The sequence below is a fragment of the Streptomyces sp. NBC_00076 genome, assembly GCF_045041235.1.
GTDB lineage: Bacteria > Actinomycetota > Actinomycetes > Streptomycetales > Streptomycetaceae > Streptomyces.
In genome coordinates, this window is the sequence record NZ_CP108242.1 from 218,758 (window position 1) to 243,414 (window position 24,657).

The 24,657-nt window shown below is 69.2% G+C and carries 19 protein-coding genes, 1 tRNA gene and 5 pseudogenes; 10 read left to right on the top strand and 15 right to left on the bottom strand.

The features are described from left to right. Positions 1-8: 8 nt before the first annotated feature. From OHA64_RS00960 to OHA64_RS00975, 4 genes and pseudogenes are all read right to left on the bottom strand, one after another. On the bottom strand, positions 9-2,195 hold the full coding sequence (locus tag OHA64_RS00960; protein ID WP_405606566.1) for a xanthine dehydrogenase family protein molybdopterin-binding subunit: 2,187 nt from the start codon (positions 2,193-2,195) through the stop codon (positions 9-11). Further along, positions 2,192-3,172: an FAD binding domain-containing protein gene (locus OHA64_RS00965; protein ID WP_405606568.1), complete on the bottom strand. Its 981-nt coding sequence runs from the start codon at positions 3,170-3,172 to the stop codon at positions 2,192-2,194. The genes OHA64_RS00960 and OHA64_RS00965 overlap by 4 nt, the downstream gene beginning before the upstream one ends. 12 nt (positions 3,173-3,184) lie before the next feature. Further along, on the bottom strand, positions 3,185-3,826 hold the full coding sequence (locus OHA64_RS00970) for a (2Fe-2S)-binding protein (protein WP_405606570.1): 642 nt from the start codon (positions 3,824-3,826) through the stop codon (positions 3,185-3,187). Between the two features lie 369 nt (positions 3,827-4,195). Next, positions 4,196-5,328 (bottom strand): annotated as a pseudogene (locus tag OHA64_RS00975) (hypothetical protein). 244 nt (positions 5,329-5,572) lie between these two features. Here OHA64_RS00975 and OHA64_RS00980 point away from each other — a divergent pair. Further along, complete coding sequence (locus OHA64_RS00980) at positions 5,573-6,505, top strand: NADP-dependent oxidoreductase (RefSeq protein WP_405606572.1); 933 nt, start codon at positions 5,573-5,575, stop codon at positions 6,503-6,505. A 70-nt stretch (positions 6,506-6,575) separates the two neighbouring features. On the opposite strand, the pseudogene OHA64_RS00985 reads toward OHA64_RS00980, so the two are convergent. Continuing rightward, positions 6,576-6,886, bottom strand: a pseudogene (locus tag OHA64_RS00985) (hypothetical protein); the annotation flags it as partial. A 259-nt stretch (positions 6,887-7,145) separates the two neighbouring features. On the opposite strand from OHA64_RS00985, the gene OHA64_RS00990 reads away from it, so the two are divergent. The 4 genes and pseudogenes from OHA64_RS00990 (at position 7,146) to OHA64_RS01005 (ending at position 10,843) form a co-directional block, all read left to right on the top strand. After that, complete coding sequence (locus OHA64_RS00990; protein ID WP_405606574.1) at positions 7,146-8,108, top strand: SDR family NAD(P)-dependent oxidoreductase; 963 nt, start codon at positions 7,146-7,148, stop codon at positions 8,106-8,108. Further along, a pseudogene (locus tag OHA64_RS00995) lies at positions 8,092-8,756 on the top strand (IS5 family transposase); the annotation flags it as partial. The gene OHA64_RS00990 and the pseudogene OHA64_RS00995, both read left to right, overlap by 17 nt. Positions 8,757-8,942: 186 nt before the next feature. Continuing rightward, positions 8,943-10,334: an MFS transporter gene (locus tag OHA64_RS01000; RefSeq protein ID WP_405606576.1), complete on the top strand. Its 1,392-nt coding sequence runs from the start codon at positions 8,943-8,945 to the stop codon at positions 10,332-10,334. A 314-nt stretch (positions 10,335-10,648) separates the two neighbouring features. After that, the gene (locus OHA64_RS01005) at positions 10,649-10,843 is read left to right on the top strand and encodes a hypothetical protein (RefSeq protein WP_405606578.1); all 195 of its coding nucleotides are present in this window, start codon (positions 10,649-10,651) and stop codon (positions 10,841-10,843) included. A gap of 637 nt (positions 10,844-11,480) precedes the next feature. On the opposite strand, the gene OHA64_RS01010 is transcribed toward OHA64_RS01005, so the two are convergent. After that, positions 11,481-12,335, bottom strand: a complete 855-nt coding sequence (locus OHA64_RS01010) for an alpha/beta fold hydrolase (protein ID WP_405606580.1) — start codon at positions 12,333-12,335, stop codon at positions 11,481-11,483. A gap of 79 nt (positions 12,336-12,414) precedes the next feature. On the opposite strand from OHA64_RS01010, the gene OHA64_RS01015 reads away from it, so the two are divergent. The 4 genes and pseudogenes from OHA64_RS01015 to OHA64_RS01030 all read left to right on the top strand — a co-directional run bounded on the left by OHA64_RS01015 (position 12,415) and on the right by OHA64_RS01030 (position 14,914). Then, positions 12,415-12,957, top strand: coding sequence for a Mu transposase domain-containing protein (locus OHA64_RS01015; protein ID WP_405606582.1), 543 nt, complete (start codon positions 12,415-12,417; stop codon positions 12,955-12,957). A gap of 562 nt (positions 12,958-13,519) precedes the next feature. Next, complete coding sequence (locus OHA64_RS01020; RefSeq protein WP_405606584.1) at positions 13,520-13,861, top strand: hypothetical protein; 342 nt, start codon at positions 13,520-13,522, stop codon at positions 13,859-13,861. Then, positions 13,831-14,421: pseudogene (locus OHA64_RS01025) on the top strand (reverse transcriptase/maturase family protein); the annotation flags it as partial. The gene OHA64_RS01020 and the pseudogene OHA64_RS01025, both read left to right, overlap by 31 nt. A 283-nt stretch (positions 14,422-14,704) precedes the next feature. Beyond that, complete coding sequence (locus OHA64_RS01030; protein WP_405606586.1) at positions 14,705-14,914, top strand: hypothetical protein; 210 nt, start codon at positions 14,705-14,707, stop codon at positions 14,912-14,914. 166 nt (positions 14,915-15,080) lie between these two features. On the opposite strand, the gene OHA64_RS01035 is transcribed toward OHA64_RS01030, so the two are convergent. Then, positions 15,081-15,199 (bottom strand) — tRNA-Arg (locus OHA64_RS01035). A 281-nt stretch (positions 15,200-15,480) separates the two neighbouring features. Between OHA64_RS01035 and OHA64_RS01040 the strand changes: the two genes are divergently transcribed. After that, a complete protein-coding gene (locus OHA64_RS01040; RefSeq protein ID WP_405606588.1) occupies positions 15,481-16,002 on the top strand; it encodes a GNAT family N-acetyltransferase in 522 nt (173 codons plus the stop codon). 706 nt (positions 16,003-16,708) lie between these two features. On the opposite strand, the gene OHA64_RS01045 is transcribed toward OHA64_RS01040, so the two are convergent. From OHA64_RS01045 to OHA64_RS01080, 8 genes and pseudogenes are all read right to left on the bottom strand, one after another. Beyond that, positions 16,709-16,894 carry a hypothetical protein gene (locus tag OHA64_RS01045; protein WP_405606590.1) on the bottom strand — a complete coding sequence of 62 codons (186 nt, stop codon included), beginning with the start codon at positions 16,892-16,894 and terminating at the stop codon, positions 16,709-16,711. A gap of 12 nt (positions 16,895-16,906) precedes the next feature. Next, complete coding sequence (locus OHA64_RS01050; protein WP_405606592.1) at positions 16,907-18,196, bottom strand: CaiB/BaiF CoA transferase family protein; 1,290 nt, start codon at positions 18,194-18,196, stop codon at positions 16,907-16,909. A gap of 114 nt (positions 18,197-18,310) precedes the next feature. Then, positions 18,311-18,490 carry a hypothetical protein gene (locus OHA64_RS01055; RefSeq protein WP_405624434.1) on the bottom strand — a complete coding sequence of 60 codons (180 nt, stop codon included), beginning with the start codon at positions 18,488-18,490 and terminating at the stop codon, positions 18,311-18,313. A gap of 167 nt (positions 18,491-18,657) precedes the next feature. Then, positions 18,658-19,149 (bottom strand): annotated as a pseudogene (locus OHA64_RS01060) (enoyl-CoA hydratase/isomerase family protein); the annotation flags it as partial. Positions 19,150-19,225: 76 nt separating this feature from the next. Beyond that, positions 19,226-20,371: an acyl-CoA dehydrogenase family protein gene (locus OHA64_RS01065; RefSeq protein ID WP_405606594.1), complete on the bottom strand. Its 1,146-nt coding sequence runs from the start codon at positions 20,369-20,371 to the stop codon at positions 19,226-19,228. Positions 20,372-20,462: 91 nt separating this feature from the next. Further along, positions 20,463-21,632 (bottom strand): thiolase family protein, encoded by a 1,170-nt coding sequence (locus OHA64_RS01070; RefSeq protein ID WP_405606596.1) that lies wholly within the window; start codon positions 21,630-21,632, stop codon positions 20,463-20,465. Position 21,633: 1 nt separating this feature from the next. Continuing rightward, on the bottom strand, positions 21,634-23,397 hold the full coding sequence (locus OHA64_RS01075) for a class I adenylate-forming enzyme family protein (protein WP_405606598.1): 1,764 nt from the start codon (positions 23,395-23,397) through the stop codon (positions 21,634-21,636). A 64-nt stretch (positions 23,398-23,461) separates the two neighbouring features. Next, positions 23,462-24,652, bottom strand: a complete 1,191-nt coding sequence (locus tag OHA64_RS01080) for a CaiB/BaiF CoA transferase family protein (RefSeq protein WP_405606600.1) — start codon at positions 24,650-24,652, stop codon at positions 23,462-23,464. Between the last annotated feature and the right edge of the window lie 5 nt (positions 24,653-24,657).

The following is a 24,657-nucleotide window of genomic DNA, read 5'->3' on the forward strand; positions in this document are numbered from 1 at the left end:
CCGGGTGCTCAGAGCAGGGCTTCGGCGGTGATGGGGAGTTCGCGGATGCGGCGGCCGGTGGCGTTGAACACCGCGTTGGCGATCGCGGGCGCCACTCCGACGATGACGATCTCACCGAGTCCCTTGACGCCGATGGGGTCGGCTTCGCGGTCCTCCCCGTCGATGAAGATCGCCTTCAGGTCGGGCATGTCGGCGTGGGTCGGCACGAGGTAGTCGGCGAGGTTGGCGTTGACGATCCGGCCGTCGCGGTGGTCGGTGACCGTGTGCTCGAGGAGGGCCTGACCTATGCCGCCGGTCATGGCACCGATGGCCTGGCTGTCGGCGAGCCTCGGGTTGATGATCCGGGCGGCGTCGTACACGCCGACCATACGCCGCACCCGTACCAGGCCGAGACGGGCGTCGACGGCCACCTCGGCGAACAGCGCGGCGTACGCGTAGAGAGAGAACTTCTCCGTTTCCGGCGCCCCGGCGTACGAGCCGAGCACTTCGAGGTGCGTCCGGCCGTTGCGGGCCAGGAGCCGCTGGTATGTCTCCCCGCGGGTGGGCTCGTCCTTCACATACAGCCGACCGCCTCGTACGACGATGTCGGCGGCGTCGGCGCCGTACAGCGGTGATCCCTCGTCCTTGACCGCGAGGGTGATCGCCTGCTTGCGCAGCTTGTCGCAGCCGTCCTGGACGGCGGATCCGACACTGGCCATGGTCATCGAGCCGGCGTGGACGGGGGCCGGGGGCATGAGGGAGTCCCCGAGCCGGAAGGTCACCTGGCGCATGGTCAGGCCGAGGGCGTCGGCGGCGACCTGGCTCATGGACGTGGCCGTACCGGGCCCCATGTCGCTGGTCGAGGACTGCACCAGGGCGGTGCCGTCGGCGTCGAGCCGGACCGAGGCCTGGGCCTCGCTGCGCGCGGTGTCGTAGACACCGGCGGCCATGCCCATACCGATGAGCCAGTCGCCGTCACGCGTCGAGCGCGGCTTGGGGTTCCGCCGGTGCCAGCCGAACTCGCGGGCGCCCGCGCGGTAGCAATCGCGCAGACGACGGGTGGAGAACGGCAGGTTGCTGGACTCGTCGTCGGCCGGTTCGTTGCGCAGCCGCAGCTCGATCGGGTCCACGCCCAGTTCGTGGGCGAGTTCGTCCATGGCCGACTCGACGGGGTAGGCGCCGCTGGAGTAGCCGGGACCGCGCATGAACCACGGCGTGCTCACGTCCAGCGGAACGTGGTCGTACGCCTGGCGCACGTTGGGCGTGCTGTAGAGCATCCGGCCGGGGACGAGAACGCTTTCGCTGTACGTCTCGTAGCGGGAGGACTCGGCGCGGACGTCGTGCGTCGACGCGGTCAGGCGGCCCCGCCGGTCGGCGCCCACGCGCAGTTCGTACTCGTATGCCGGCCGATATCCCACGGCGAAGTACATCTGCCTGCGGGTGAGGACGAGTTTCACGGGGCGTTTCACTTCGCGCGCGGCCATGGCCGCGATGACGGAGTGCACCCAGGTGCGGGCGGCGTTGCCGAAGGCGCCGCCGACGAACGGCGAGATGACGCGGATGTGGTCCGGCGGCATGCCGAACTCGCCGGACAGGTTGAACACGGTGCCCTGCACATACTGGGTCTTCTCCCAGACGGTCAGCCGGTCGCCGTCCCAGCGGGCGACGATGCCGGCAGGTTCCATCGGGTTGTGATGGTTGCGGGCCGTCCGATACGTGCTCTCCAGCCGGACAGCGGCGGAGTCCAGGGCCCCGTCGGCGTCGCCGCGTGCATAGGTCTGGGTTTCGCCGGCGGCGTCGGCGACCCTCAGGTCGGTCGAGGACGTCTCGGCGGCATAGGAGACCTTCACCAGGCTCGCGGCATGCTGTGCGATCTCCAGCGTGGTCGCCACCGCGACCGCGACCGGCTGTCCGAAGAACTGAACCCGGTCGTCCTGGAAGGCACGCAGCGGCTTGCCCGGCGGGAACCGCCCTTCGACGGGCGGAAGCTTGGGCGCGTTGAGGTGGCTGATCACCTTCAACACGCCGGGCTGGGCTTCGGCGGCGCGGGTGTCGACGCCGGTGATCCGACCGCGGCCGATGCTGCCTTCCACGATGACCGCGTGCACGACTCCGTCGGGGCTGTTGTCGGCAGCGTACTTCGCTCCCCCGGTCACCCTCAGCCGTGCGTCGACCCGGGGCAGCCCCGCGCCTACTGCTGCCTGCGGCTGGCTCATTTGATGCCTCCCACGGTGTGCAGCTGGCGCTCGACGGTGCGTTTGAGCAGCTCGGGCTTGAAGCCGTTGTGCGTGAGGGCGTGGGCCCCGTCGACCGCGTGCTCGGCGGCCTCGGCCCACAGCCGGTCGGCGGGGCGTTCGCCAATGAGGTGACGCTCGACGGTCGGCAGCTTCCACGGCACGGTACCCACACCGCCGGCGGCGACCTTCGCCTCGCGGATGACGCCGCCGCGGACGTGCAGGGCAACGGCCGCGGAGGTGAGCGCGAACTCGTAGGACTGACGGTCGCGCACCTTCAGGTAGCCGGACTTCAGCGGGCGCGGAAGAGCAGGGATCTCCACAGCGGTAATCAACTCGCCTTTGCGCAGGGCCTGTTCGCGGTTCGGGGTGCTGCCCGGCTTCAGCAGGAAGTCGGCGAAGGGCAGGGTGCGTTCGCCGTCCGGGCCCAGCAGACGGACGGTACTGTCCAAGGCAGCGAGGGCGACCGCGAGGTCGGAGGGGTGCGTGGCCACGCAACTGTCGGAGGTGCCGAGGATCGCGTGGCTGCGGTTGTAGCCGTGCAGCGCGGCGCACCCGGAGCCGGGTTCGCGTTTGTTGCAGGCGGCGGTCACGTCCCGGAAGTAGCTGCACCGGGTGCGCTGCATGATGTTGCCGCCGATGGTGGCCATGTTCCGCAGTTGGGCCGACGCGCTCAGCTCCAGCGCCTCGGAGATGACGGGATACAGGGTGCGCACCTTGGGATGGGCGGCGGCCTCGGTCATACTGACCAGGGCGCCGATGCGCAGGCCCCCGCGCTCGGTGACGGTGACCTCGCGCAGCGGCAGGGCGCTGATGTCGACCAGTGAGCTGGGCCGTTCGACGGTCTCCCTCATCAGGTCGACGAGCGTGGTGCCTCCGGCGATGTAACGCCCGCCGCGCCGACCGGCGTTGAGGGCCTCACGCGTGTCCGCGGCCTTGGTGTAGGTGAAGGGATGCATGGGGATCAGCCCTCACTTCCGGCCGGCGGCCTGCTCGACCGCTCGCTCGATCTTCACGTAGCAGCCGCAACGACAGAGGTTGCCGCTCATCCACTCCCGGATCTCCTCCGTGGAACCGGTGTGACCCTCCTGGATGCACCCGACCCCGGACACGATCTGCCCCGATGTACAGAAGCCGCACTGGAAGGCGTCCTGGTCGATGAACGCCTGCTGCAGGGGGTGGAGCCGGTCGCCCTTCGCGAGGCCCTCGATCGTGGTGACCTCGGCACCCTCCAGGCGCACCGCCAGCGTGAGACAGGAGTTGACCCGACGTCCGTCGACCAGGACCGTACAGGCGCCGCAGGCACCGGCGTTGCAGCCCTTCTTCGAACCGGTCAGGTCGAGATGTTCGCGCAACAGGTCCAGCAGCGAGGTGCGGTTGTCGACCGTGACGGTGCGCCGGACGCCGTTGATCGTCAGGGAGACACGGCTGTCGGGGGGTGCCCCCTCGACAGCGGTCACTTCCTCGGCGGCAGCGGACGACCCCGCGCCCAGGCCACCGAACGCGGCGGCTCCTCCTAAGGCGGTGGTCGTGGCGATGAAGGTGCGCCGGTTGGGTGGTGTCGGAAACTCACCGGGGGACGTCACGGGATGGAAGGGAGGTTCGGTGGACATGTCCACTCTCTCTCAGTGGTGGCGCGGGTGGTTGTCAGAGGCGTCCCATGGCCTTCCCGCTCCGGAGGCGCGGTGTGCCCGTTGCCCACGGGACCAACTGCTCCCGGTGACGTCAGGGCAAGGAAGGGTGGCTGCCACCGGAGGACAGGACGGATTCGACTCCCAGGAGTGCGTCGAGCGCCCGCTGACCAAGCAACCGTCAGCGATCGGAGCCCGGGTTCGGGACACCTGCCAAGCATTAACCTCTTGGTATCTCACAAGCAAGCGTTATTGCATCAAGCATCTTTACACTGGCTTTTTTGCACCGCCAGGTCGGCTCCCCTTGCCAATCCGGAGCCCGCATCACGCCGATCCAACGACGTCATGGCATCAGGATTGAGCTCGGCGAGCACGCGGAGCAGCAGGGAATGTACGACTTCCCGCCCGGCCGGGGGCGAGGACCTCGAGTGCTTCCTCGTCGAGTCGTTCCACCACATCCCGCGCCCGCTCGGCGAGCTTCCCGCCGCTGTCGGTGATGGCCGGCTGGACGGTCCTGCGATTCGAAGGGGCTTCACGGCGAACCAGAAGGCCGAGCTCGACCAGCGCGTTGACCGGTGACCCTCTCCCGCCGGCCGGGAACCAGAGCCGGCAGGAGAGTTCTGTCAGCGGCAGCAGCCGGTCTCGACGCCGAAGCTGTAGGACCCCGTTTCCGCCGGGCACCGGAGCGATCCGGGAGCGCTTGTAGCCGGGGTCGATCGCGGAGAGGCCGCCGATGTTCTGGGACATCCAGTCACCCACGGCGCCGTAGGCGTAGTGGTTGAAGGAGTTCATGTCGACCGGGCCGAAACTGCCGTCGGGCATGATCGAGTTCCAGCGCTCCCACACGGTGGTGGCACCGTTGACGACCTCGTACCCCCAGGACGGGTAGTCCTTGTGCAGCAGCATCTTGTAGGCCAGGTCGTCCCGGCCGATCTTGCTCAGAGCGGGCAGCAGCGGTGTGCCGATGAAGCCGGTCCGCAGTCGGCTGCGACGTAGGCCTTGGTGAAGGCGTCGCGGATGTCGGTGGAGAGCTTGCTGTAGTCGGACGCCGCCGTGTCGTCGCCCAGGGCCTTGGCCATTTCCGCCATCATGCGGGCATTCTCGGCGTAGTAGGCCGTGCCCAGGATGCCCTGCTCGGTCGGGTCGTCCAGGTTCAGCCAGTCGTTGGTGAAGAAGGTGGTGCGGCCGGGCTCGAGAAGGTCCGGTCCGGCACTGTCGCGCACGAACTGGAAGAACTTCTGCATGGCGGGGTAGTTCTCCCGCAGGATGCGGGTGTCGTCGTAGGAGCGCCACACGGAATACGGCACGGTGATCATCACGTCGGACCACCCGACACCGCTGTCGCCGAACTGGCCCTGAGGGGTCGGTACGACCGCCGGGAGGTCACCGCCCGCGTACTGGGAGTTGCGCACGTCCGCCATCCAGTGCGATAGGAACGCGCGGGTGTCGACGAGGTAGTTGGCGGTCGGCGCGAACAGGCTGATGTCTCCGGTCCATCCTGTCTACGGCCACGCCTCAGACTGCCCCACGCGCCCGCTCCCATCGGCATGCCCGATCGCAACCGCGAGGAGCATGGCACCTCCCGCCGGTGCCAGCGTCATGGGGGGGGAGAGATGCGTCCCCCTTATGGCCGCATCCCAGCCAAGAACCTTCCCCTTTTCCAGGTGCGCGCGAGACGGAAGGGTCGGACCCCTCAACGACCGCACGCCGAGCAATGAGGTGCTTCGATTGAAGGCTGTAGGTTTCACGGAATTCGGCGGGCCGGAAGTGCTTCAGGTTCTTGAGCTGCCTGCCCCCGAGGCCGATCCGGGTGAGGTGCGCATCAGGGTGCACGCCGCGACTGTCAACGCGGTCGACGCCCTCCAGCGCAGCGGACCCGCCCGGTCGCCGGACGTCCAGCCGCCGTTCGTTCCCGGCATGGAAGCCGCCGGCGTCGTGGAGCAGATAGGCACGGATACGGACACGGATCTCAGCGTCGGTGACCGTGTGATGGCGATCGTGGTCGCCGACGGCTCCCGCGGTGCGTACGCCGAGCAAGTCGTGGTCCCAGCGGAGTCGGTCGTCCGCGCTCCTCACGGCGCGAGCCATGTGCAGGCCGCGACTCTCCCGATGAACGGCCTGACCGCGCGCCTGGCCCTGGACACGCTCGCCCTGAAGCCCGGCCAGACCGTCGCGATCACCGGAGCCGCGGGGGCGGTGGGCGGCTACGCCGTCCAGCTGGCCAAGTCGGACGGGCTGCGGGTGGTGGCCGACGCCTCGGAGCAGGACGAGACCCTGATCAAGGAGCTCGGTGCCGACGTCGTGCTCCGTCGCGGCGCCGAGTACCCGGACCGGGTCCGCGCAGAGGTCCCGGAGGGCGTCGACGGACTCCTCGACGGCGCGTCGCTCGGCGCTCTCACCGCTCGGGCGGTGCGTGACGGCGGCCGGGTGGTGACACTGCGCGGCTTCGACGGTCCCGGCGAACGGGGCATCGCCTACGAGCCGATCGTCGTGTTTCGTTACGCCCGGGAGCGCACCAAGCTCGACCGGCTCCGGCAGCAGGCGGAGGACGGCCTCATCACACTCCGGGTCGCCAAGACGATCCCGGCGGAACAGGCCGCCGAGGCGCACCGGCTCCTCGCCGCGGGCGGCGTGCGGGGCCGCCTGGTCCTGACGTTCTGATTTGAGGCTCGTACGGGCACAGGGGCGGCAACCCTCAGCGCCACCTCACGGCTGCGGCCGGACATCGAACGACGTTCGGTCGCACTCGCGCCGCCTTGAGCAGCCAGGCCAGCGCGAAGGGGAGCAGGAGGATCAGGGCCGCGTAGAGGAACACGTCGGTGATCGAGGTTGCGTACGCGTGCAGCGCCGAGGGGCGCTGTTGCGGGATCTCCGAGGAGAGCATGAACGTGCGGAGCCGGAACAGCTTCAGCGGAAGCACCGGTTCGACGGCTCCGCGCTCGACGAACAGGAACGACACGAGCAGTACGGCGCCCAGGACCGCGGTCCCTGTCAGCTGGGCGAGGACCACCCCCAGGTCTTGCCGCCGAGCGAGGTCACCAGGGCAGTGCCCTGTCGGGTCTCGGGCGTAGGAAGCGAGTCACAGACGACCAAATCCACACCCCCGCCGCACAGAGCCGTCAGTCCTCCGGCAGCCACGGCACAGGCCGGCGCATTACCTCCCGTCGGGCTGGTCGCCGTTCCCGGACGACCCTCTCGACCCGCTCATCGGCACCGCCGACGACGCACGGCCCGCCGAGTTGGACGCGGCAGGCATCGAACGTCAAGTCTTCTTCGCTGCTCTAGTTCGGAGCGTTTGGCCATGACCACTGCACAGCACAAGTTCGGCTCCGGTTTCGACGCCACGAGCACCGCCGACGACGTCCTCCAGGGCATCGACCTGAGGGGGAAGCTCGCGATCGTCACCGGCGGCTACTCGGGCATCGGCGCGGAGACCACCCGTGCGCTCACCCGGGCCGGCGCCCGCGTAGTCGTCCCCGCGCGTCGGCCGGACGATGCGCGAGATGCGCTGGACGGGGTTCCCGGCGTCGAGGTGGACGAGCTGGACCTCGGCGATCTGGGGAGCGTGCGCGACTTCGCGGAGCGGTTTCTCGCCTCCGGCAGGCCCGTCGACTTCGTCATCGACAGTGCCGGGATCATGGCATGTCCCGAGACTCGGGTCGGGCCCGGCTGGGAGGCGCAGTTCGCGATCAACCACCTCGGCCACTTCGCCCTCGTGAACCGTCTGTGGCCTATCCTCCACCCCGGTGGCGCACGCGTCGTCTCCGTCTCCTCCGGCGGTCACCACATGTCCGGCCTCCGCTGGGACGACATCCACTGGGAGCAGGGCTACGACAAGTGGCAGGCGTATGGGCAGGCCAAGACGGCGAACGCGCTCTTCGCCGTGCACCTGGACAGACTCGCCAAGGACTTCGGCGTCCGCGCCTTCGCCGTCCATCCGGGCGTCATCATCACACCGCTCCTGCGGCACGTGGCCGAGGAGGAGAAGGTGGAGTTCGGCTGGTTCGACGAGGACGGCGACCTGCGGAACCCCGAGTTCTTCAAGAACCCGCAGCAGGGCGCGGCCACGCAGGTCTGGGCGGCAACCTCACCCCGGCTGGTCGGCCTGGGCGGCCTCTACCTGGAGGACTGCGACGTCGCCGAACCCGCTCCCGCCGACGGCGAGATGCGCGGTGTGAAGGATTGGGCGATCGACCCCGGACAGGCAGCACGCCTGTGGGAGCTGTCGGCGGAGCTGACGGGCGTGAATGCGTTTGCCGCATAGGTCGTGTCCGCAAAGTAGCGGCGTCGTTGGTCTGTTCGTGGTGCGTCGTCATGAGCTGACTGATGAGTCGTGGGCGGTGATCGAGCCGTTGCCGGCTCCGCCGCGGATGGGCCGTCCGGTGCGGGACCGCCGGCAGGTGGTCAACGGCATCCTGTGGAAGCTGTCCACGGGTGCGGCCTGGCGGGACCTCCCCGAACGCTACGGGCCGTGGAAGACGGTCTACGAACGCTTCCGCCGCTGGTCTGCCGACGGCACCTGGGACCGGCTCCTGGCCCACGTCCAGCAGCACTCCGACGCCGTCGGGGCAGTCGACTGGACGGTCGTGTGCGTGGATTCCCCGACCGTGCGGGCTCACCAGCACGCGGCCGGGGCTCGAAAAGGGGGCTCTGGCCGGGCGAGGCGATCGGCCGGTCCCGCGGCGGGCTGACCACGAAAATCCACCTCGCCTGTGACGGACAGGGCCGACCGCTCGCCTTCACGATCACCGCTGGCAACGTCAACGACTGCACCCAGTTCGAGCAGGTCATGGCGCGCATCAACGTCAGCCGGTGCGGGCCGGGCCGCCCCAGAACGCGGCCTGAGCGGGTCGTCGCCGACAAGGGCCACTCGTCCACGAAGATCCGCTCCTACCTGCGCAGGCGAGGCATGATCCTGCGTTTCACCATCTCCAACGGCCTGATCACCGACTACCGCGTCTTCGAGGACTCACTCGGAATCACCCGTACCCACCTCGGTGAGCCGCTCACCACCACTCCCGCCTGACGCCCTGTCTTTCGGCGCCGTCCACGACAGCTACGCCTGCCCTACGCCCTGCCTGGCCTGAGGAGTTCAAGCATGTCCGCCCCGCTCGCCGCCTCCTCAACGACCATTGGTGGCGCCCAGCGCCGCAGTCCCACGCCGGTCTTCGCGCTCTCGGCCGCTCTGCTCGGCTTCTTCGTCATCACCCTCGACGCCTCGGTCGTCAACGTCGCTCTGCCTGCCATCCGCAGCGACCTCGGCGGCGGCATGAGCGGCCTGCAGTGGGTGATGGACGGCTACACACTGATGTTCGCGGCGCTGCTTCTGTCCGCAGGGTCCCTGAGCGACCGGGTCGGCGCACGTCGTGCCTTCGCAATCGGTCTGGTGGTGTTCGTGGCCTCCTCGACGGCCTGCGGTCTGGCACCCGACCTGGTGACGCTGATCATCGCCCGCATGGCGCAGGGATTGGGGGCGGCGATGATGACGCCGTCGTCCCTGGCATTGATCCGCGAGGCCTACGACGACCCGGTCAAGCGGGGCCGGGCGATCGCGCTGTGGACCATCGGCGGCGCCGTGGCCGCGGCCGCCGGCCCCGTCGCGGGCGGGGCGCTGAACCTGGTCAGCTGGCGAATGATCTTCTTCATCAACCTGCCGGTCGGTCTGGTCGCGCTGTTGTTGCTGGTGCGTGTGGCGCACTCGCCGCGGCGTGACGTGCCGTTCGACTGGATCGGGCAGATCGCGGCCGTACTGGCGATGGGCGCGCTGACCTTCGGCGTGATCGAGGCCGGCGCCGAGGGTCTGGGTGGGCCTCGGGTGCTCGTGTCCCTGACGATCACCGGGCTGGCGCTGCTCGTCTTCGTCACAGCTCAGGCTCGCGGAAGGCACCCTATGGTTCCTCTGGACCTGTTCCGCTCCCGCACCGTGGTGATCGCCTCGGGTACCGGCTTCGCGTTCATAGCCGGCTTCCAGGGAATGGTGTTCGTCTACAGCCTCTACTACCAGCAGCAGCGTGGGCTGTCCTCCTTCGCCACCGGCTTGGCCTTCGTGCCGATGACCGTCCTGTCCGCCTTCATCAGCGTGCTCGCGGCCAGACTGGCCGAGAGGTTCGGCCCCCGCGTTCCCATCGTCGGCGGCATGCTCCTCATGGGCACCGGCACGGCAACGCTGGCCTTCCTTCCCGCCTCCACTCCCGTCTGGGCGCTGTCCCTCGTGATGATCCCGGTGGGCGTCTGCGGCCCGCTGGCCATGGCTCCCACGACGGCAGTTCTCCTGGAGAGCGTTCCCACCCACCGCTCCGGTGTGGCCAGCGGCGTGTTCAACACCAGCCGCCAGCTGGGCGGGGCCCTGGCCGTCGCTGTGTTCGGCGCCCTGCTGGCCGGCCGCGACGGCATCGTGCACGGCCTGCGCGAAAGCCTGGCCATCACCGCGGTGATGGCCTTCGCCAGCGCCGCCGCGAATCTCCTCCTGAAACCCGCACGACGGCCTTGACGAGCTTCAGGGCCATATCCAGCAGGGTGATCTGGAGCGACAGTCGAGCCAGCGCCCATGGAGTGGCTGCGCCAGGAGTACGAAGCCAACCCCTGACCGTACGAGAGGTCCCGTTCGCGGACGCCGCCGGACTGACGCTCGCAGAGGCACTGCGCACCCCGCAGCCACTGCCCGGAATCCAGTACGCGATCCCCCGCCGGGAGCAACAGGCGTGGAACTTCCCTCAGGGCCCTCTCGCCGCTACCCCCCGATGGACGTGCCGACGCTGTGTCGCCCGCAGGACCGGCGCCCCCAGTCAAGGCGTCATGGTCTGGATGTCGAAACACCACGACCAGGTCTGCATCCCGCATCGCCTCTGGATCGGCCAGGCCGTCGAAGCCCCCGCCAACCAGTTCGACCTTGCCGATCTATCGGAGATCGTAGCCGCCCAGAAGCACCACTACCGGCCCCTTCGCCGCTACTGCCCCGACGTGATCAACGCGTGCTCCGGACAGACCTCCAGCTTCTGAACCACCCTCCTCCAGCACGGCTACCGGATCAGCGACCTCAGGAGGCCGTCCGAAGAGGTGAGAACGGCGGCGTTCAGACTGCCGGCTTAGCGTCGTCATCCATGCAGGACCCTCTCATCCGGGCTCCCTCGAAGCCCATCACGCTCGGGTCGCTGACTTCGTTGCCGCAGACACTGTCGGCCTTCCCCCTTTGGGCAAGGTCAAGAGTTTCGAGCGGCGACACGGCGGTCACGCCGCGAACGCTTGGCCGGACGATCCTGCTCCGCAGCACGACCCGTCGTGGGCCCGTCGCAGAATCGCTGCGGCGAAATCCGCGATCTGTTCCTCGCTGCCGCCGGGGACCTGGGTGCGAGCGTGATCCCAGGCCAGCTCACCGAAGGGGACGCCGACGACGCCAGTGCACCGTGTCCACGCACGACGACTCGGGTTCGCTGAGACCGAAGCCCGAACGACTCGCTTCGTTGAGTAACGACTCGATTGAGTGAGACAGGACAACCGAGACTGGCCCACCTTCAGCGAGATAGGTCAGCGGGACACGGTTGTTGTCCGCGGACAACAACCGTGTCCTGCCCCAGGTAACTGTGGGCATGGCTGGCATCACTGCCCCTGCAGCACCGACCGATTGCCTGGTGGAGTGTCAGCGCGCTGCGAGGTTTGCGAGCAGCTCGGCGGCGGGCTTCGGGTGGACGAGCCAGCGCAGGTGGCTCCCCTCGAGTGTCCGGACGTCGAAGGGGTTGTCGGGTGTGAGCGCGTCAGCTTCGCGAATCATGCGGTCCTGCGCGGCGAGCGGAATGCTGGCATCGTTGGCCAGGCGCACATAGGTCTTGGGAATCCGGCCCCAGGTCGTGGCCTGTGCCCGGTCGGCAGACGTACCGGCATCCAGGTTCTCATCGGGCTGGAAGGTGTTCAGGAAGATCCGGAACTCGTCATCGGTGAGGTCGGCGGCGAACGCTCGCTTGAACGCGGCGAGCGCTGCCGGGTCGGCGGTGCGGAAGTTGGTCCGGAGCAGACCGAGTTCGGCCGGGTTCCCGACGAGCGTGGCAGCGAAGGCTCCCGCGTCGACGTCCGCCATCTCCGGCTGGGCGTAGTAGTCGCTCACGTCCAGATCGATGGGGCACCAGGCGGAGACGTAAGCGATCCGGTCGATCAGCTCGGGCCGGGCGTTGGCGACGGCGGTGGTCGTGATGCCGCCCCTGCTGTGGGCGACGAGGATGGTGGGCCCGTTCCGCTTGGCCCGTTCGAGGACTTCGATCACGCGGGCGGCGTTGTCGGCGAGCGTGATTCCCTTGATGCTCCCCGGTTCTGCGGCGAGGGCGTCGAGATCCTGAGGAGCCTGGTAGGTCGCGGGGAAGGTCGCCTCGAATCCGTGCCCCGGAAGGTCGACCGCTACCGAGCGGTGCCCGAGTAAGGCGAGCTCGGCCTGTAACGGCGCGAACGAGAACGAATTCGCGAAGGCCCCATGAACAAAAACGAATGTCGGCAGATTCTGCATATCTCAGCCTCCAACAGAACGATCTCCGGAGCAAGATCAAGGGTTCAGAAGGGCATCGATCTGTCTGGCTGTGGCCTCGATGGTGATGCTGAGCCATGTGCGGCTGGTGCCTCGCAGGGACGCCTGCAGGGAACGCCCACTGCTGCGGCCACTGCCGGACGAGCCGTTCGAGACTGGCCGGCTGCTCAGCCTGCGAATGGATCGATACGCGCAGGTCAGCATCCGCACGAACCGCTACTCGGTGCCCGTGGGGCTGATCGGCCGCACCGTCGGGGTGATGCTGCACGCCTCCGAGGTCGTCGTCTACGACGGCCGCAAGGAAGTGGCCCAGCACGAACGGCTGATCGTCAAGGGTCAGGCCCGCCTGGAACTGGACCACTACCTGGAGGCTCTGGTCCGCAAGCCCGGCGCCTTCCCCGGCGCGACCGCGCTGGAACAGGCCCGTCCCGCAGGCAAGTTCACACCCGTCCACGACGCGTGGTGGGCGGTGTCGGCGTACTCGCGGAAATGGCTCTGGCAAGACTTTCGTTTGCGCCGTGAGGCGCTGTTGGTTCGAGTGGAGGTGGAAGACCTGCACCAACCCGCTGTCGCAGCAGTCGGGTTGAAGCTGAGGGCAGCCTGATCCGGGTGATGCCGGGGAGGGCGAGAGCGGCCCTGACAAAGCCGGGACGTATCCAGTACTGCCAGATGGGGCGGGCCCGGCAAGCGTGAGGGAGAGGAGCACGCGAGGAACCGGCGTTCTACGTCTCTTAAAGTGCCTCCGGCTCGAACCTGGCGGATCAGGGCCGGTAGCGGTGCGTATGCAGGTCATCCTTTCGGGTGGTCTGACAACTCCTGGGTTGGTCTACGAAAGCTGGCCGGGAGGCCACGAGGAAAGCCTGCGGCGTACTCGTGGCGATGCCGCAGGGACACAGTCGGGCTCCTCCTTCGTCGAGCGAACCACAGTGACCACGGGAACCGTCCCGAACCTCGCCCTGTCGTCTGCTGCCAGCAGGCTGCTCGGGCTGGGCGCATCGACCGCCGATCGGTGCGGGACGGGGCGGAGCCGCCGTAGTACTCCGAGGCCGGGAGAGCCGGCCGCATGGGGAAGGGCGGCAGCGGTATCGAGAAGGGAAGGACGCTGCAATGCCGGAAGACGCCCCCCGAATGGCGGAGCTCTGGGCCCTCGGGCCCGGGTACTGGAGATGCAGACCAAGCTTCACCGTTGGACGGTGGCCGATCCCGGCCGCCGGTTCGATGACCTGTTCAACTTCGTGCACGACCCGGCGACGCTGCTGGCGGCGTTCGACCGGGTCGCGGGCAACCGGGGAGCCCGGACTCCCGGCGTCGACGGCCTGACAGCCACCGATGTCGAGGAGTCGATCGGTGTTCCCGGGTTTCTGAACGACCTGCGGGCCACGCTCAAGGACGGCTCGTTCCGTCCTCTGCCGGTGCGGGAACGCAGATTCCCAAGCCGGGAGGCTCGGGGAAGGTCCGCAAGCTCGGGATTCCGACGATCGCGGACCGGGTCGTTCAGGCAGCGCTGAAGCTGGTGTTGGAACCGATCTTCGAGGCCGACTTCAAGCCGGTCTCCTACGGGTTCCGGCCCCGACGGCGGGCCCAGGACGCGATCGCCGAGATCCACTATTTCGGCACCCGGGGATACCGCTGGGTGCTGGATGCGGACATCGAGGCGTGCTTCGACTCGATCGACCACACGGCCCTCATGGACCGAGTGCGTCACCGGGTCAAGGACAAACGCGTCCTGACGCTGGTCAGAGCCTTCCTTAAAGCCGGAGTCCTCACGGAACTCGGCCAGAACAAGGAATCACTGACCGGCACCCCGCAAGGTGGCATCCTGTCCCCGCTGTTGGCGAACATCGCCCTGTCGGCGCTCGACGAGCACCTGCACGGGCCCTGGGAACCAGGCGGGGCAATGGCCACCGAAGGCAAACGCGCCTATCGGCGCCGCAAAGGTCAACCCACGTGGCGGGTCGTCCGTTACGCGGATGACTTCGTCGTCCTGGTGCATGGCACCGAGGCCGACACCGCGGCACTGCGCGAAGAAGTCGCTGGCGTGCTCGAACCTCTTGGTCTGTGTCTGTCGCAGGCCAAGACCCGGATCGCGCACATGAGCGACGGGTTCGACTTCCTGGGCTTCCGCATCCAGTGGAAACGCAAAGGTGGCACGACCAAATGGCACGTCTACACCTTCATCGCCGACCGGCCCATCCGGTCGCTGAAGGCGAAGGTCCGTGCTCTGACAGGCAGGACATCGCAGCAGGATCTTGCCACCGTGCTGAAGAGACTCACTCAGATCATGCGCGGTTTGGGCCAACTACTTCAAGCACGCGGTCGCCAAGCATGTCTTCGACAAGCTCGACGCCTTCGTGTGGTGGCGGCTCATCCGCATGCTGCGGGAACGTCACCGATGGAGTTGGGGCGACGTCCGCCGCCGATTCACCACCGCCACCGGGCGGTGGCGACCCATCGCGGCAGACGGGATCGAGCTGTTCCGGATCGCATCGGTCACGGTCAGCCGCTACCGATACCGGGCCAGCACGATCCCCAACCCATGGCAGCCTGCGAACCCCGTCTGACGGCAGAAACCGTGGAGAGCCCGTTGCGTTGAGAGACGCACGGCGGGTTCGGCGAGAGGTCCGGAGAAACGGACCGGGAGCAATCCCGGCACCGCACTCCGGGCCTACTCAGCGGACCTGGACCGACGTCGCAGTGCTTGCGCTGCACAAAGTTCCAGGTCGGCTGCGGTGCCGACGGGATTTGAACCCGCGGACAGATAGGGGCAGGCCCGCCCCGTCTCCGTCAGTCGCCGTGAGCGGGACCTCGCCCACGGCGATCGCAATGGGCCGCTCTGCCACGGCACCGCAGCCTGCGAGTATGCGCGCCATCCCGCTCCGGCTCAAGGTAGAGGATCGTCATGTGCGCGGCGAGCCGTTATCCAGCACCGGCAACCGCCGCAGCAGGACCACAGAAGTTGAGCCAGAGCCCCAGCTTCGACAGCACTTGTTCAGCGTTTCGGGAGGCACCCCAGCCACGTCATGTTCGATGTTCACCACAAGCGGCAGCGACGCCGGCGAGCCCGGTCGGCGCCGCCGTAGGGCACCAAGCCGGTAGAAATCCGTTGTCGTGCCATCGCCGCGGTCGCATGCTTCAGAGCGTGACCACTGAAGACGACTCCACCGATGCCACCGTCACCATGCCTGTCACCGTGCGCGATCTGCTGCCCCAGGATTTGCCGGCGTGCACCTGGTCCGGCTCGGCCACCCACCTACGCCACGTAGAGCGTGAGCTGGCGCGAGCTGTGTCGGGCGAGGTGGACTACCTGGCTGTCTGCACTCCCGTGGATCTGCCGGTGGCGATCGGCGGCATCGACTACGAGGTCTTCGAGGAAGCCGGAACTTTGTGGCAGCTCGCCGTGCTGCCGGCGCTGCAGTCCTGCGGCTTGGGAACGCTGCTCGTCCGCGCTGCCGAACAGCGGATCCGGCACCGCGGGCTGCGCAGGGCCGAACTCGCGGTGGAGGAGGCCAACCCCCGGGCGCGCGCCCTGTACGAGCGCCTGGGCTACGTCGCACACGGCCGCGAACCGGAAGCCTGGGACGAGGAAGGGCCCGACGGGTCGATCCGTCGCCACGAGACGATGTGCGTTCTCATGCGAAAGGGCCTCTGAGCCAGCGTCCAGCGGCGCTTGCGCAACGGGCGCCAGCCAGGCAGTCGTCGCCCAGCGGCCTGTCCCAGGCGCCGTTGAGTACCCGGCGGGTCGGTGCAGGTGCTGTCGAAACTGGTGAATGTTCGATTCGCACCCACCGCCGTCTGCTGCCCGAAGCGTTGACAAATGCTGTCCGCTCTCCTGGACAGAGCCACATGACCGTAGGAAACAACGACGGCGCCCGGACCGGGTGGTCGGCTACAGGACGGCGACGGTGAAGGGGAAGTCGCTGAGGTTGTTGTTGTAGTCGGTGGTCACGACGGTGATGGTGCGGGTGTAGCCGTTGCAGTTGCAGTTCGGGATGGCGGTGATCATGGCGCGGCGGTTGTTGATCGTGGCGAGGACGGCGGCGTTGCGCAGGTCGATGCTGGGGGGCGGAGACCCGCACGCAGTAGTAGCCCGCGGGCTGTCCGTTGAACCGTTCCGCTGAGGCCACGTTCTTGGTGGCCAGGAGTGTTCCGTCCGCGCCGACCTTGGCGGCGGCGCGGGCGTAAGGGGCGTTCAGGTCTGCCGGGCTGCAGACGCCGTGCCGGCCAGGACCGTCATGGACGCCACGGCCGCGGTGACGAGGGCGAGGATTCGAGTGCGCATGGTGTTTCCCTTCCCGGCGGCATCCGGCGTGGACTGCGGCCCTGTTGGATGGAAAGCAGGGATCGGCCAGCTGGTGTCACTCCGCGCTGAAGCTGCCGACGTGTGCGACGTGCAGCCCGCCGAGACGCGGGAGTTCCTCGCTCACCTTGTCCAGCCGGGCCTGGATGCCGGCGCCGAGGGCGTCCTTGCACGGGGTGCCCTCACCGTTGCTTTCGCCGCCCAGCTGCGGGCACTTGGCGTGCCGATGCCGCCGTCGAGGCATGGATCCGGCACCTCAGCGAGGGGGCGGGGCCACCGCACCTTGTGCGCGCAGCACGGCGATGTCGTCCTCGGTGACGCCGAGTTCGGTGAGCAAGGCATCGGTGTGCTGGCCGAGTCCGGGGATCCCACCCATCGGTGGCTCGTAGCCGGCGATGACCGGAGGCGGAAGCAGAGCGGGCACCTGACCGTGAGGTGTGTCGATCCGGCGCCACCGGTCGCGGGCCATCAGATGCGGATGGGCTATGACCTCGCTCGGTGTGTTGAACCGGGCATTCCCGATCCCGGCGGCATCCGCGTCGCTCTGCACCTGCGTCAGGTCATGGCGCGCGCACCAGTCGGCGATCTCCGCGTCCAGGAACTCACGGTGCTCCGCCCGGCCGGAGGTGGTACGAAAGCGTTCGTCGTCGGCCAGGTCGGGCCGGCCGAGAAGGTCACGCGCGAATCGCTGCCATTCGCGGTCGTTCGTCGTGCCCAGGACGACGGTCTGGCCATCCGCTGTGCGGTAGGCACCGTACGGCGCGACCGCGGGCGAGCCCATGCCGACCGGTTGCTGGTCCAGACCCGTGTGCAGCGTGTAGGTGAGCTGATACCCCATCAACTCCGTCATCGTGTCGAACAGGCTCACCGCGACCGCGGTGAGGCCGCGGCCATGGCCACGCTCCTTGCCGCAGAGCAGCGCCAGAACCGACAACGCGGCATACAGGCCGGAGCACACGTCGGCCATCGGCGGACCGGGCTTGGCCGGCGCACCGGGGAGGCCCGTCGTCGCGCATGCGCCCGACTCCGCCTGGGCCAGCAGATCGTAAGCACGCTTGTGGGACAGGGGGCCCCCCGGCCCGTAGCCGTCGATCTCCACGGCGATGAGTTCGGGGTGGCTGACGGCCAGGTCGGCGGGCGCGATACCGAGCCTCGCCGTGGCACCGGGAGCAAGATTGGAGACCATCACATCGGCGCGGTCGAGCAACCGGTGGAGTACCGCCATCCCGGACGGATTCTTCAGGTTCAGCGTGATGGACTCCTTGCCCCGGTTGACCCATACGAAGTGCGCCGCCATGCCGCCCACCACGTCGTCGTAGTGCCGGGCGAAGTCACCGCCTTCCGGGTTCTCCACCTTGATCACCCGAGCCCCGAAGTCACCGAGGGTGCGGGTGCAGATGGGAGCCGCCACCGCCTGTTCCAGGGACACCACCGTGATGCCCGCCAGTGGCCCGGCCGGCTTCGCCGCGTCACCAGCGGTCCGTCCCGGATCGGAGTGTTCTGCTCGCTCGGTGTCTGCCGCCCGCTCGGTGTCTGCCACGTTCACCCGATCACCCTTCGGGTTCCGGGGAGGAAAGCCGGCCCTCGCCATAGGTTTCTCCTCGACCTTGTCGTATCTGCTGTGCCGGGCGTGTCGGTGCTGTGGCCCGCGCCGCCCGCCTCATGCCCGCTCCGTCGTGGTAGGTCCGGTGAACCACCGCGGAGCGCGTCCGGCCAAGAACGCGCGGCTGCCCTCGGCGAAGTCCGCGCCGACCGGCAGTTGCGGCTGTGCCCGTACATCGTCGGCGAGTACGGCGTCGAGTTCCGCGGGCCGGGACGCCAGGGTTCGCTTGGTCTCCACGATGCAGAACGAAGCGCCTTCGGCGAGCCGCCGCGCCCAGTCGTACCGCTTCCTGCCATGCGGATCCGGGCTCGCAGAGGACGTCGGCCAGACCGAGCGCGGCCGCACTCCCCCGAGTCCAGCGCGTCGCCGAACAGCAGCAGGCGCTTCGCCGTGCCCGGCCCGACCCGCGCCGGCAACGACCAGAGCGGTCCGGCGTCCGCGATCAGCCCGATCCTGCCGAAGACGCGGCCGAACCGGGCGTCACGGGCGGCCACCACGTGGTCGCAAGCCGCCGCGAGCGACATGCCGAGCCCGAACGCGACACCCTCGACCGCCACGAGCACGGGCTCGGGACCCCGAACGACCGCCCGTACGATGCCCGCGACCACCTCCGTCCGCGCGGCGGACTCCTCCGGGACCGGTGTCATGGAGCGGATGTCGCCGCCCGCGCAGAAGCTGCCTCCCGCGCCGGTCGGCACCACTGCCCGGCACCGCTCGTCGCGCGACGCGTCCCGCCGTGCGGTGAGGAGTGCCTGGCGGCCGGTCGGGTCGAGGGCGTTGTGGTGACCGGGCTGATGGAGCGTCAGTGCCCGTATCGGCCCGTCGTCCTCCACGAGCACGGCCGTGCCTGGCGTCCGGTCGCTCATGGCGGCCCCGTTGCCGGCCCACGTCCGCATGGTGACGGCCGGTCGCCTTCCCCGTACGGCCCGGTGACCTCGCGCGCCTCGCTCATCGGGCCGCCCGCGCCGCCCGTCACGCGTGCTCCCGCAGCAACTGCCTGCCCACGATGAGCTTCTGGATCTCGCTCGTCCCCTCGTAGATGCGGAACAGGCGCACGTCCCGGTAGAAGCGCTCGACGGGAACGTGGCGCATGTATCCCGTGCCCCCGTGTATCTGGACGGCACGGTCGGCCACCCGGCCCACCATCTCGCTGCAGAACAGTTTCGTGGAGGACGGCGCCAGCCTGCGGTCCTCGCCCGAGTCGTACGCGCGGGCCGCCTCCAGCACCATGGCGCGGGCCGCGTACATCTCGGCGTGCGACTCGGCGAGCATGGCCTGGACGAGCTGGAACTCGCCGATGGGACGTCCGCCCTGCCGGGTGACCGAGGCGTGCGCGACGCTTTCGTCCAGGATGCGCCCGGCCAGCCCCACACACATCGCCGCGACGCTCAGACGTCCCCTCGCCAGCGATCGCATGGCGGTGCGGAACCCCTCTTCCTCGCGTTCTCCGACGAGGGCACTCGCCTCAAGGCGTACGTCGTCGAAGAAGACCTCCGCGCTCAAGGCCCCGGACTGGCCCATCTTGTGGTCCCTCGGTCCCACGGTGACGCCGGGGCTGTCCGCGTCGACGGCGAAGACGGAGATCCCATCGGCGCCCGTGCTCTGCGGCCCGGTGCGGGCGAACACCATGAAGACACCGGCGAGCGGGGCATTGGTGATGAACCGCTTGCTGCCGTTCAGGACATAGCCGGCCCCGTCGCGTACGGCACGGGTCCTGATACCGCTGGGGTCCGAGCCCGCCTCCGCCTCCGTGAGCGTGAACGCCGCGATCAGCTCGCCGGCGGCCATCCGCGGCAGATAGCGCCGCTTCTGCTCCTCGGTGCCGGAACTCGCCAGGAGCTGGCCGGCGACCCCGTTGTTGATGCTGAACATCGAACGGAACGCGGGCGTGGTGTAGCCGATCTCCAGGGAGAGGCGTACGTCCTCCGTCATGGAGAAGCCCAGCCCGCCGTACTCCTGGGGCAGCGCGTAGCCGAACAGGCCCATGGCCGCGGCCTTCTCACGGAGGTCCGCCGGGATCTCGTCCTTCTCCTCGATCTCGTTCTCGCGCGGGACGACCTTCTCGCGCACGAAGGCCCGCACCGCTGACAGAACGGCGTCGAACTCGTCTGGTTCCATTGGCTTTTCGCACTCCTCGGTTGTGGGCGCCTTGTCGAGCGGGCCCAAGCTCGGGCTGCTTGGGCCGCTTGGCAGCTCCGGCTGCTCCGGCTCAGCGGGGAAGGAGTTCCAGGACGGTGGCGTTCGCCATGCCGCCGCCCTCGCACATCGACTGCAGGCCGTAGCGGACGCCGGCGGCTCGCATGTGGTGGAGCAGCGTCGTGGTCAGCCGGGCGCCGGAGGCTCCCAGGGGATGGCCGAGGGCGATGGCGCCGCCGTCGGGATTGAGCCGGTCCGGATCGGCGCCGGTCTCGGCCAGCCAGGCGCAGGTCACACTGGCGAACGCCTCGTTGATCTCGAAGGCTCCGATGTCCTCGATGCCCAGACCGGCGCGCTTGAGGACCTTCTCGGTGGCCGGGATGGGGCCGGTCAGCATCGTCACGGGGTCGACTCCGACGACGGCGAAGGAGTGAAAGCGGGCGATCGGGCGCACACCGAGTTCGCGCGCCTTCTCGCCGCTCATGACCAGCAGCGCCGACGCACCGTCCGATATCTGCGAGGAGTTGCCGGCCGTGACCGCGCCGTCCTCGGTGAACGCGGGCTTCAGACCCGCCATCGTGGCGGCCGTGCCGCCCCGCCGTACTCCCTCGTCCGTGTCGACGGTGCGTACGGAGCCGTTCTCATCCGTCACGTCCACCGGCACGATCTGGGACGTGAACCGCCCCTCGTCGATCGCGGCCGCCGCGTTGGCGTGGGACCGCAGACTGTACGCGTCGAGCTGCTCCCGGCTCAGCCGCCAGCGCCGCGCGAGTTCCTCCGCGCCCAGCCCCTGGTTGAACCGTGAGACGCCGTACCGTGCCCGTACGGCCGGGCCGAACGGTTCGCCGGGGCCCCGCTCGCGGCCGGAGCCCAGCGGAACGCGGCTCATCGACTCCACGCCGCCCGCGACCACGACGTCGTACTGGCCGCTCATCACTCCCGCTGCCGCGAACTGCGCCGCCTGCTGCGAGGATCCGCACTGCCGGTCGATGGTGACGCCCGGCACCTCCTCCGGCCATCCGGCGGCCAGGACGGCGAAACGGCCGACGCAGCCGGCCTGCTCACCGGTCTGCGAGACGCAGCCCCAGATCACGTCCTCGACCATCGCCGGGTCCAGGTCGTTGCGTTCGGCCAGGGCCCGCAGCACCACGGCGGACAGGTCTACCGGGTGCACATCGCTGAGCGAGCCGTTCCGCTTGCCCATAGGGGTACGGACGGCGTCCACGATGACCGCGTCACGCATGTCAGACCTGCCTTTCCGCCGTGTCCGGCGCGCCGGTTTCCTGTGTGTCCGAGGGGGGTTCGGCCGGGCCCCGAGTCGTCCGGGCCAGGCGGCGGAGCTCGGTTTTCAGCACCTTTCCGGCCGGGGACAGGGGAAGTTCGTCAACGAAACGGATCTCTCTGATCCGCTTGTACGGCGTCACGCGCTCCGCGACGTACTCCATCAGCTCCTCGGCCATCGCGCCCGGCTCAGCGGCGGGGACCACGAAGGCGACGGGGACCTCGCCGACGGCAGGCACCGCTCTCCCGACGACCGACGCCTGGAGCACTGCCGGGTGTCCGCCGAGGATGTCCTCCAGCTCGCGCGGGTACACGTTGTAGCCCTTGTAGATGAGCATGTCCTTCGACCTGCCGGAGACGTACAGGAAGCCGTCCCCGTCGAGGTGGCCGGTGTCACCGGTGCACAGCCAGCCGTCGACGAACTGCGCGGCGGTCTCGTCCGGGCGGCCGAGGTAGCCCGAGGCCACCTGAGGGCCCCGCACCCAGATCTCGCCACGCTCGCCCCGCGGCACCTTCCGGCCGGGATCCAACGGGTCCCGGATCTCCAGCTCGGTGTCGAACAGGGGAACCCCCTGGCTGCCCGGCTTGCGCAGCCCGGCCTTCGCGATCGGGCCGCTGGACACGGTTGCCGTCGCCTCCGTCAGGCCGTAACCCTCGATGACGGCGGCGTTGGGGAATACCTCTGTCAGTCGCTCCAACGAGTGCGTGTCTATGGGGGCGCCACCCGACACCACGGCCTTGACCGAGCTGAGGTCCCGCGTGCGGATGCCCGGTGCCGCCAGCAGGGCGTGATAGAGCGCCGGGGCGCCCGGGATGTACGCGATCCGGTGCCGTTCCGCCTGCTCCAGGTACGACTCCGCATGGAAGCGGCCGCTCAGGATGGTGGTGGCGCCGCACAGGAGGAAGAAGTTGAGGCTGATTAGGCCAAGGGCGTGGAACAAGGGCGAGATGCACAGCGTGGCGTAGGTACCCGGTGCCAGGGCATAGTCGCCGGAGGTCTCCAAGGGGCTCAGCACCACACCGCCTTCGCTGTCGAGCCCAGGGAGCGCCCCGGAGCGCCAGCAGGCGACCTGGATGGTGTTGGCGACGATGTTGCGGTGCAGTATGCGCACTCCCTTGGGTGCTCCGGTGGTTCCGCCGGTGTACCCGTACTGGGCGACGGAGTCGGTGGGGACCAGCACCTCTGGCGGGTGGGTGCTCTGGCCCGCGACGAGGTCCTCCAGGGCGGTGCCCGCCTTCCCGAACAGCTTTGCGCAGTCGTCCGGCCTGTCGGCCGGGGCCGATGCGCTGGGCGGCACGATGACGACCAGCCGGACCGGCAGCCCGTCGATCGCCTCGGCCAGCACCGGTGCCGGCTCCGGATGGGTCACCACGGCCGCCGCGGAGCAGTCGGCGAGCTGGGCGCGCAGGGCCCTGGCCGGCTGGGCGGGGTTGGCCGGGCAGACTGTCGCGCCGGCGAGTGCGATGCCGTAGTAGGCGACGGCGAACCACAGGGTGTTCGGCAGGTGCAGGGCGACCACGTCACCCTGCCGTATGCCGCGCGCCCTGAGGCCGTGGGCGAACGCGGCAGCCTGTTCGTACAGGCCGGTGAAGGTGAGAACCTGGTCACCGTCGCGTACGGCGGCCCGGTCGCGGTAGCGGCGGGCCGAGCCGGCGAGCACGGCGCCGAGCGGGACATCGGGGTAGTCGAGGCGGCGAGGCAGTCCCGCGGGCCAGTAGTCGGTCATGTGCCGCTCCTTTCACGCGTCGGCCTGCGGCCTGCCATGCAGGGCTTACGCGCGGTACGCCGGCTCATCGCACGACCTCCGCGTCGAAAAGCTTCTTGATCTGCTCGGGGCTCCGGCCCGTCTCGGCGAGGACCTGCGCTGTGTGCTCGCCCGGTAGGGGGGCCGGCCGGACGTGCCGGCGAGGGGTGGAGGAGCCGAACCGGGGGGCCGGGGCAGGCTGGAGGACTCCCGTGCCGTCGGTGAGGAAGGTGCCGCGTGCCGCGTTGTGAGGATGGCGCGGTGCCTCCACCAGCGACAGCACGGGGGTGACACACGCGTCGGCGTCGGCGAACACGGCGGCCCAGTCGTCGCGGCTCCGGGCGGCGAAGACCGCCGCCAGGCGCCGCCTCATGACCGGCCAGCGGGAACGGTCCCACTGTTGGGTGAAGTCGGCATCCGCGACCAGGCCGAGCCGTTCCAGGAGGGTGGCGAAGAAGGGCGCCTCGATCGCGCCGACCGCGACGTACTCGCCGTCGCGGCAGCGGTAGACGCCGTAGAACGGGGCTGTGCCGTCCAGGTAGTTGACGCCCCGGTGGTCGGTCCATCGCCCCTGGTGCAGACGGCCGTAGATCATGGCCAGCAGCTGAGCCGACCCGTCCACCATGGCGGCGTCCACGACCTGGCCCTTCCCGGTGGCGCGTGCCTGCACGATGGCGCACAGCACACCGAAGGCGAGCAGTGCGCCACCGCCGCCGAAGTCGCCGAGAAGGTTGAGCGGCAGGACCGGCGGGCCGTCGGCCTCTCCGATGGCCCCCAGGGCCCCCGACAGGGCGATGTAGTTGATGTCGTGCCCGGCCCGCGGCGCGAGCGGTCCGTCCTGCCCGAATCCCGTCATCCGTCCGTAGACCAGGCGCGGGTTGCGGTCCAGGCACGGGCCGGGGCCCACGCCGAGCCGTTCGGCCACCCCCGGCCGGAAGCCCTCCAGAAGGACATCGGCATCCGCGACCAGGTCGAGGACGGCGCCGACGCCTTCCGGGTGCTTGAGGTCGATGGCGGCCGAGCGCCGGCCCCGGTGCAGGACGGGGTCGGGTTTGCCGGCCACGTCCGACGGGCGTTCGACACGGATCACGTCCGCACCGGCGTCGGCGAGGAGCATGGCGCAGAACGGCCCCGGCCCGATGCCCCCCAGCTCGATGACCCGCACTCCGGTGAGCGGCCCCGGGGCCGCATCGGGTACGTCGCCGTTCGCACGTTTCTGGTCTTGTTCTTCGTTCACCGGCC

Excerpts from the sequence above, each read along its gene's own strand:
- OHA64_RS00960 (WP_405606566.1), bottom strand. The coding sequence starts at position 2,195 with ATGAGCCAGCCGCAGGCAGCAGTAGGCGCGGGGCTGCCCCGGGTCGAC.
- OHA64_RS00965 (WP_405606568.1), bottom strand. The coding sequence starts at position 3,172 with ATGCATCCCTTCACCTACACCAAGGCCGCGGACACGCGTGAGGCCCTC.
- OHA64_RS00970 (WP_405606570.1), bottom strand. The coding sequence starts at position 3,826 with ATGTCCACCGAACCTCCCTTCCATCCCGTGACGTCCCCCGGTGAGTTT.
- OHA64_RS00990 (WP_405606574.1), top strand. The coding sequence starts at position 7,146 with ATGACCACTGCACAGCACAAGTTCGGCTCCGGTTTCGACGCCACGAGC.
- OHA64_RS01000 (WP_405606576.1), top strand. The coding sequence starts at position 8,943 with ATGTCCGCCCCGCTCGCCGCCTCCTCAACGACCATTGGTGGCGCCCAG.
- OHA64_RS01005 (WP_405606578.1), top strand. The coding sequence starts at position 10,649 with ATGTCGAAACACCACGACCAGGTCTGCATCCCGCATCGCCTCTGGATC.
- OHA64_RS01010 (WP_405606580.1), bottom strand. The coding sequence starts at position 12,335 with ATGCAGAATCTGCCGACATTCGTTTTTGTTCATGGGGCCTTCGCGAAT.
- OHA64_RS01015 (WP_405606582.1), top strand. The coding sequence starts at position 12,415 with ATGGTGATGCTGAGCCATGTGCGGCTGGTGCCTCGCAGGGACGCCTGC.
- OHA64_RS01020 (WP_405606584.1), top strand. The coding sequence starts at position 13,520 with ATGCAGACCAAGCTTCACCGTTGGACGGTGGCCGATCCCGGCCGCCGG.
- OHA64_RS01040 (WP_405606588.1), top strand. The coding sequence starts at position 15,481 with ATGCTTCAGAGCGTGACCACTGAAGACGACTCCACCGATGCCACCGTC.
- OHA64_RS01045 (WP_405606590.1), bottom strand. The coding sequence starts at position 16,894 with ATGCCTCGACGGCGGCATCGGCACGCCAAGTGCCCGCAGCTGGGCGGC.
- OHA64_RS01065 (WP_405606594.1), bottom strand. The coding sequence starts at position 20,371 with ATGGAACCAGACGAGTTCGACGCCGTTCTGTCAGCGGTGCGGGCCTTC.
- OHA64_RS01070 (WP_405606596.1), bottom strand. The coding sequence starts at position 21,632 with ATGCGTGACGCGGTCATCGTGGACGCCGTCCGTACCCCTATGGGCAAG.
- OHA64_RS01075 (WP_405606598.1), bottom strand. The coding sequence starts at position 23,397 with ATGACCGACTACTGGCCCGCGGGACTGCCTCGCCGCCTCGACTACCCC.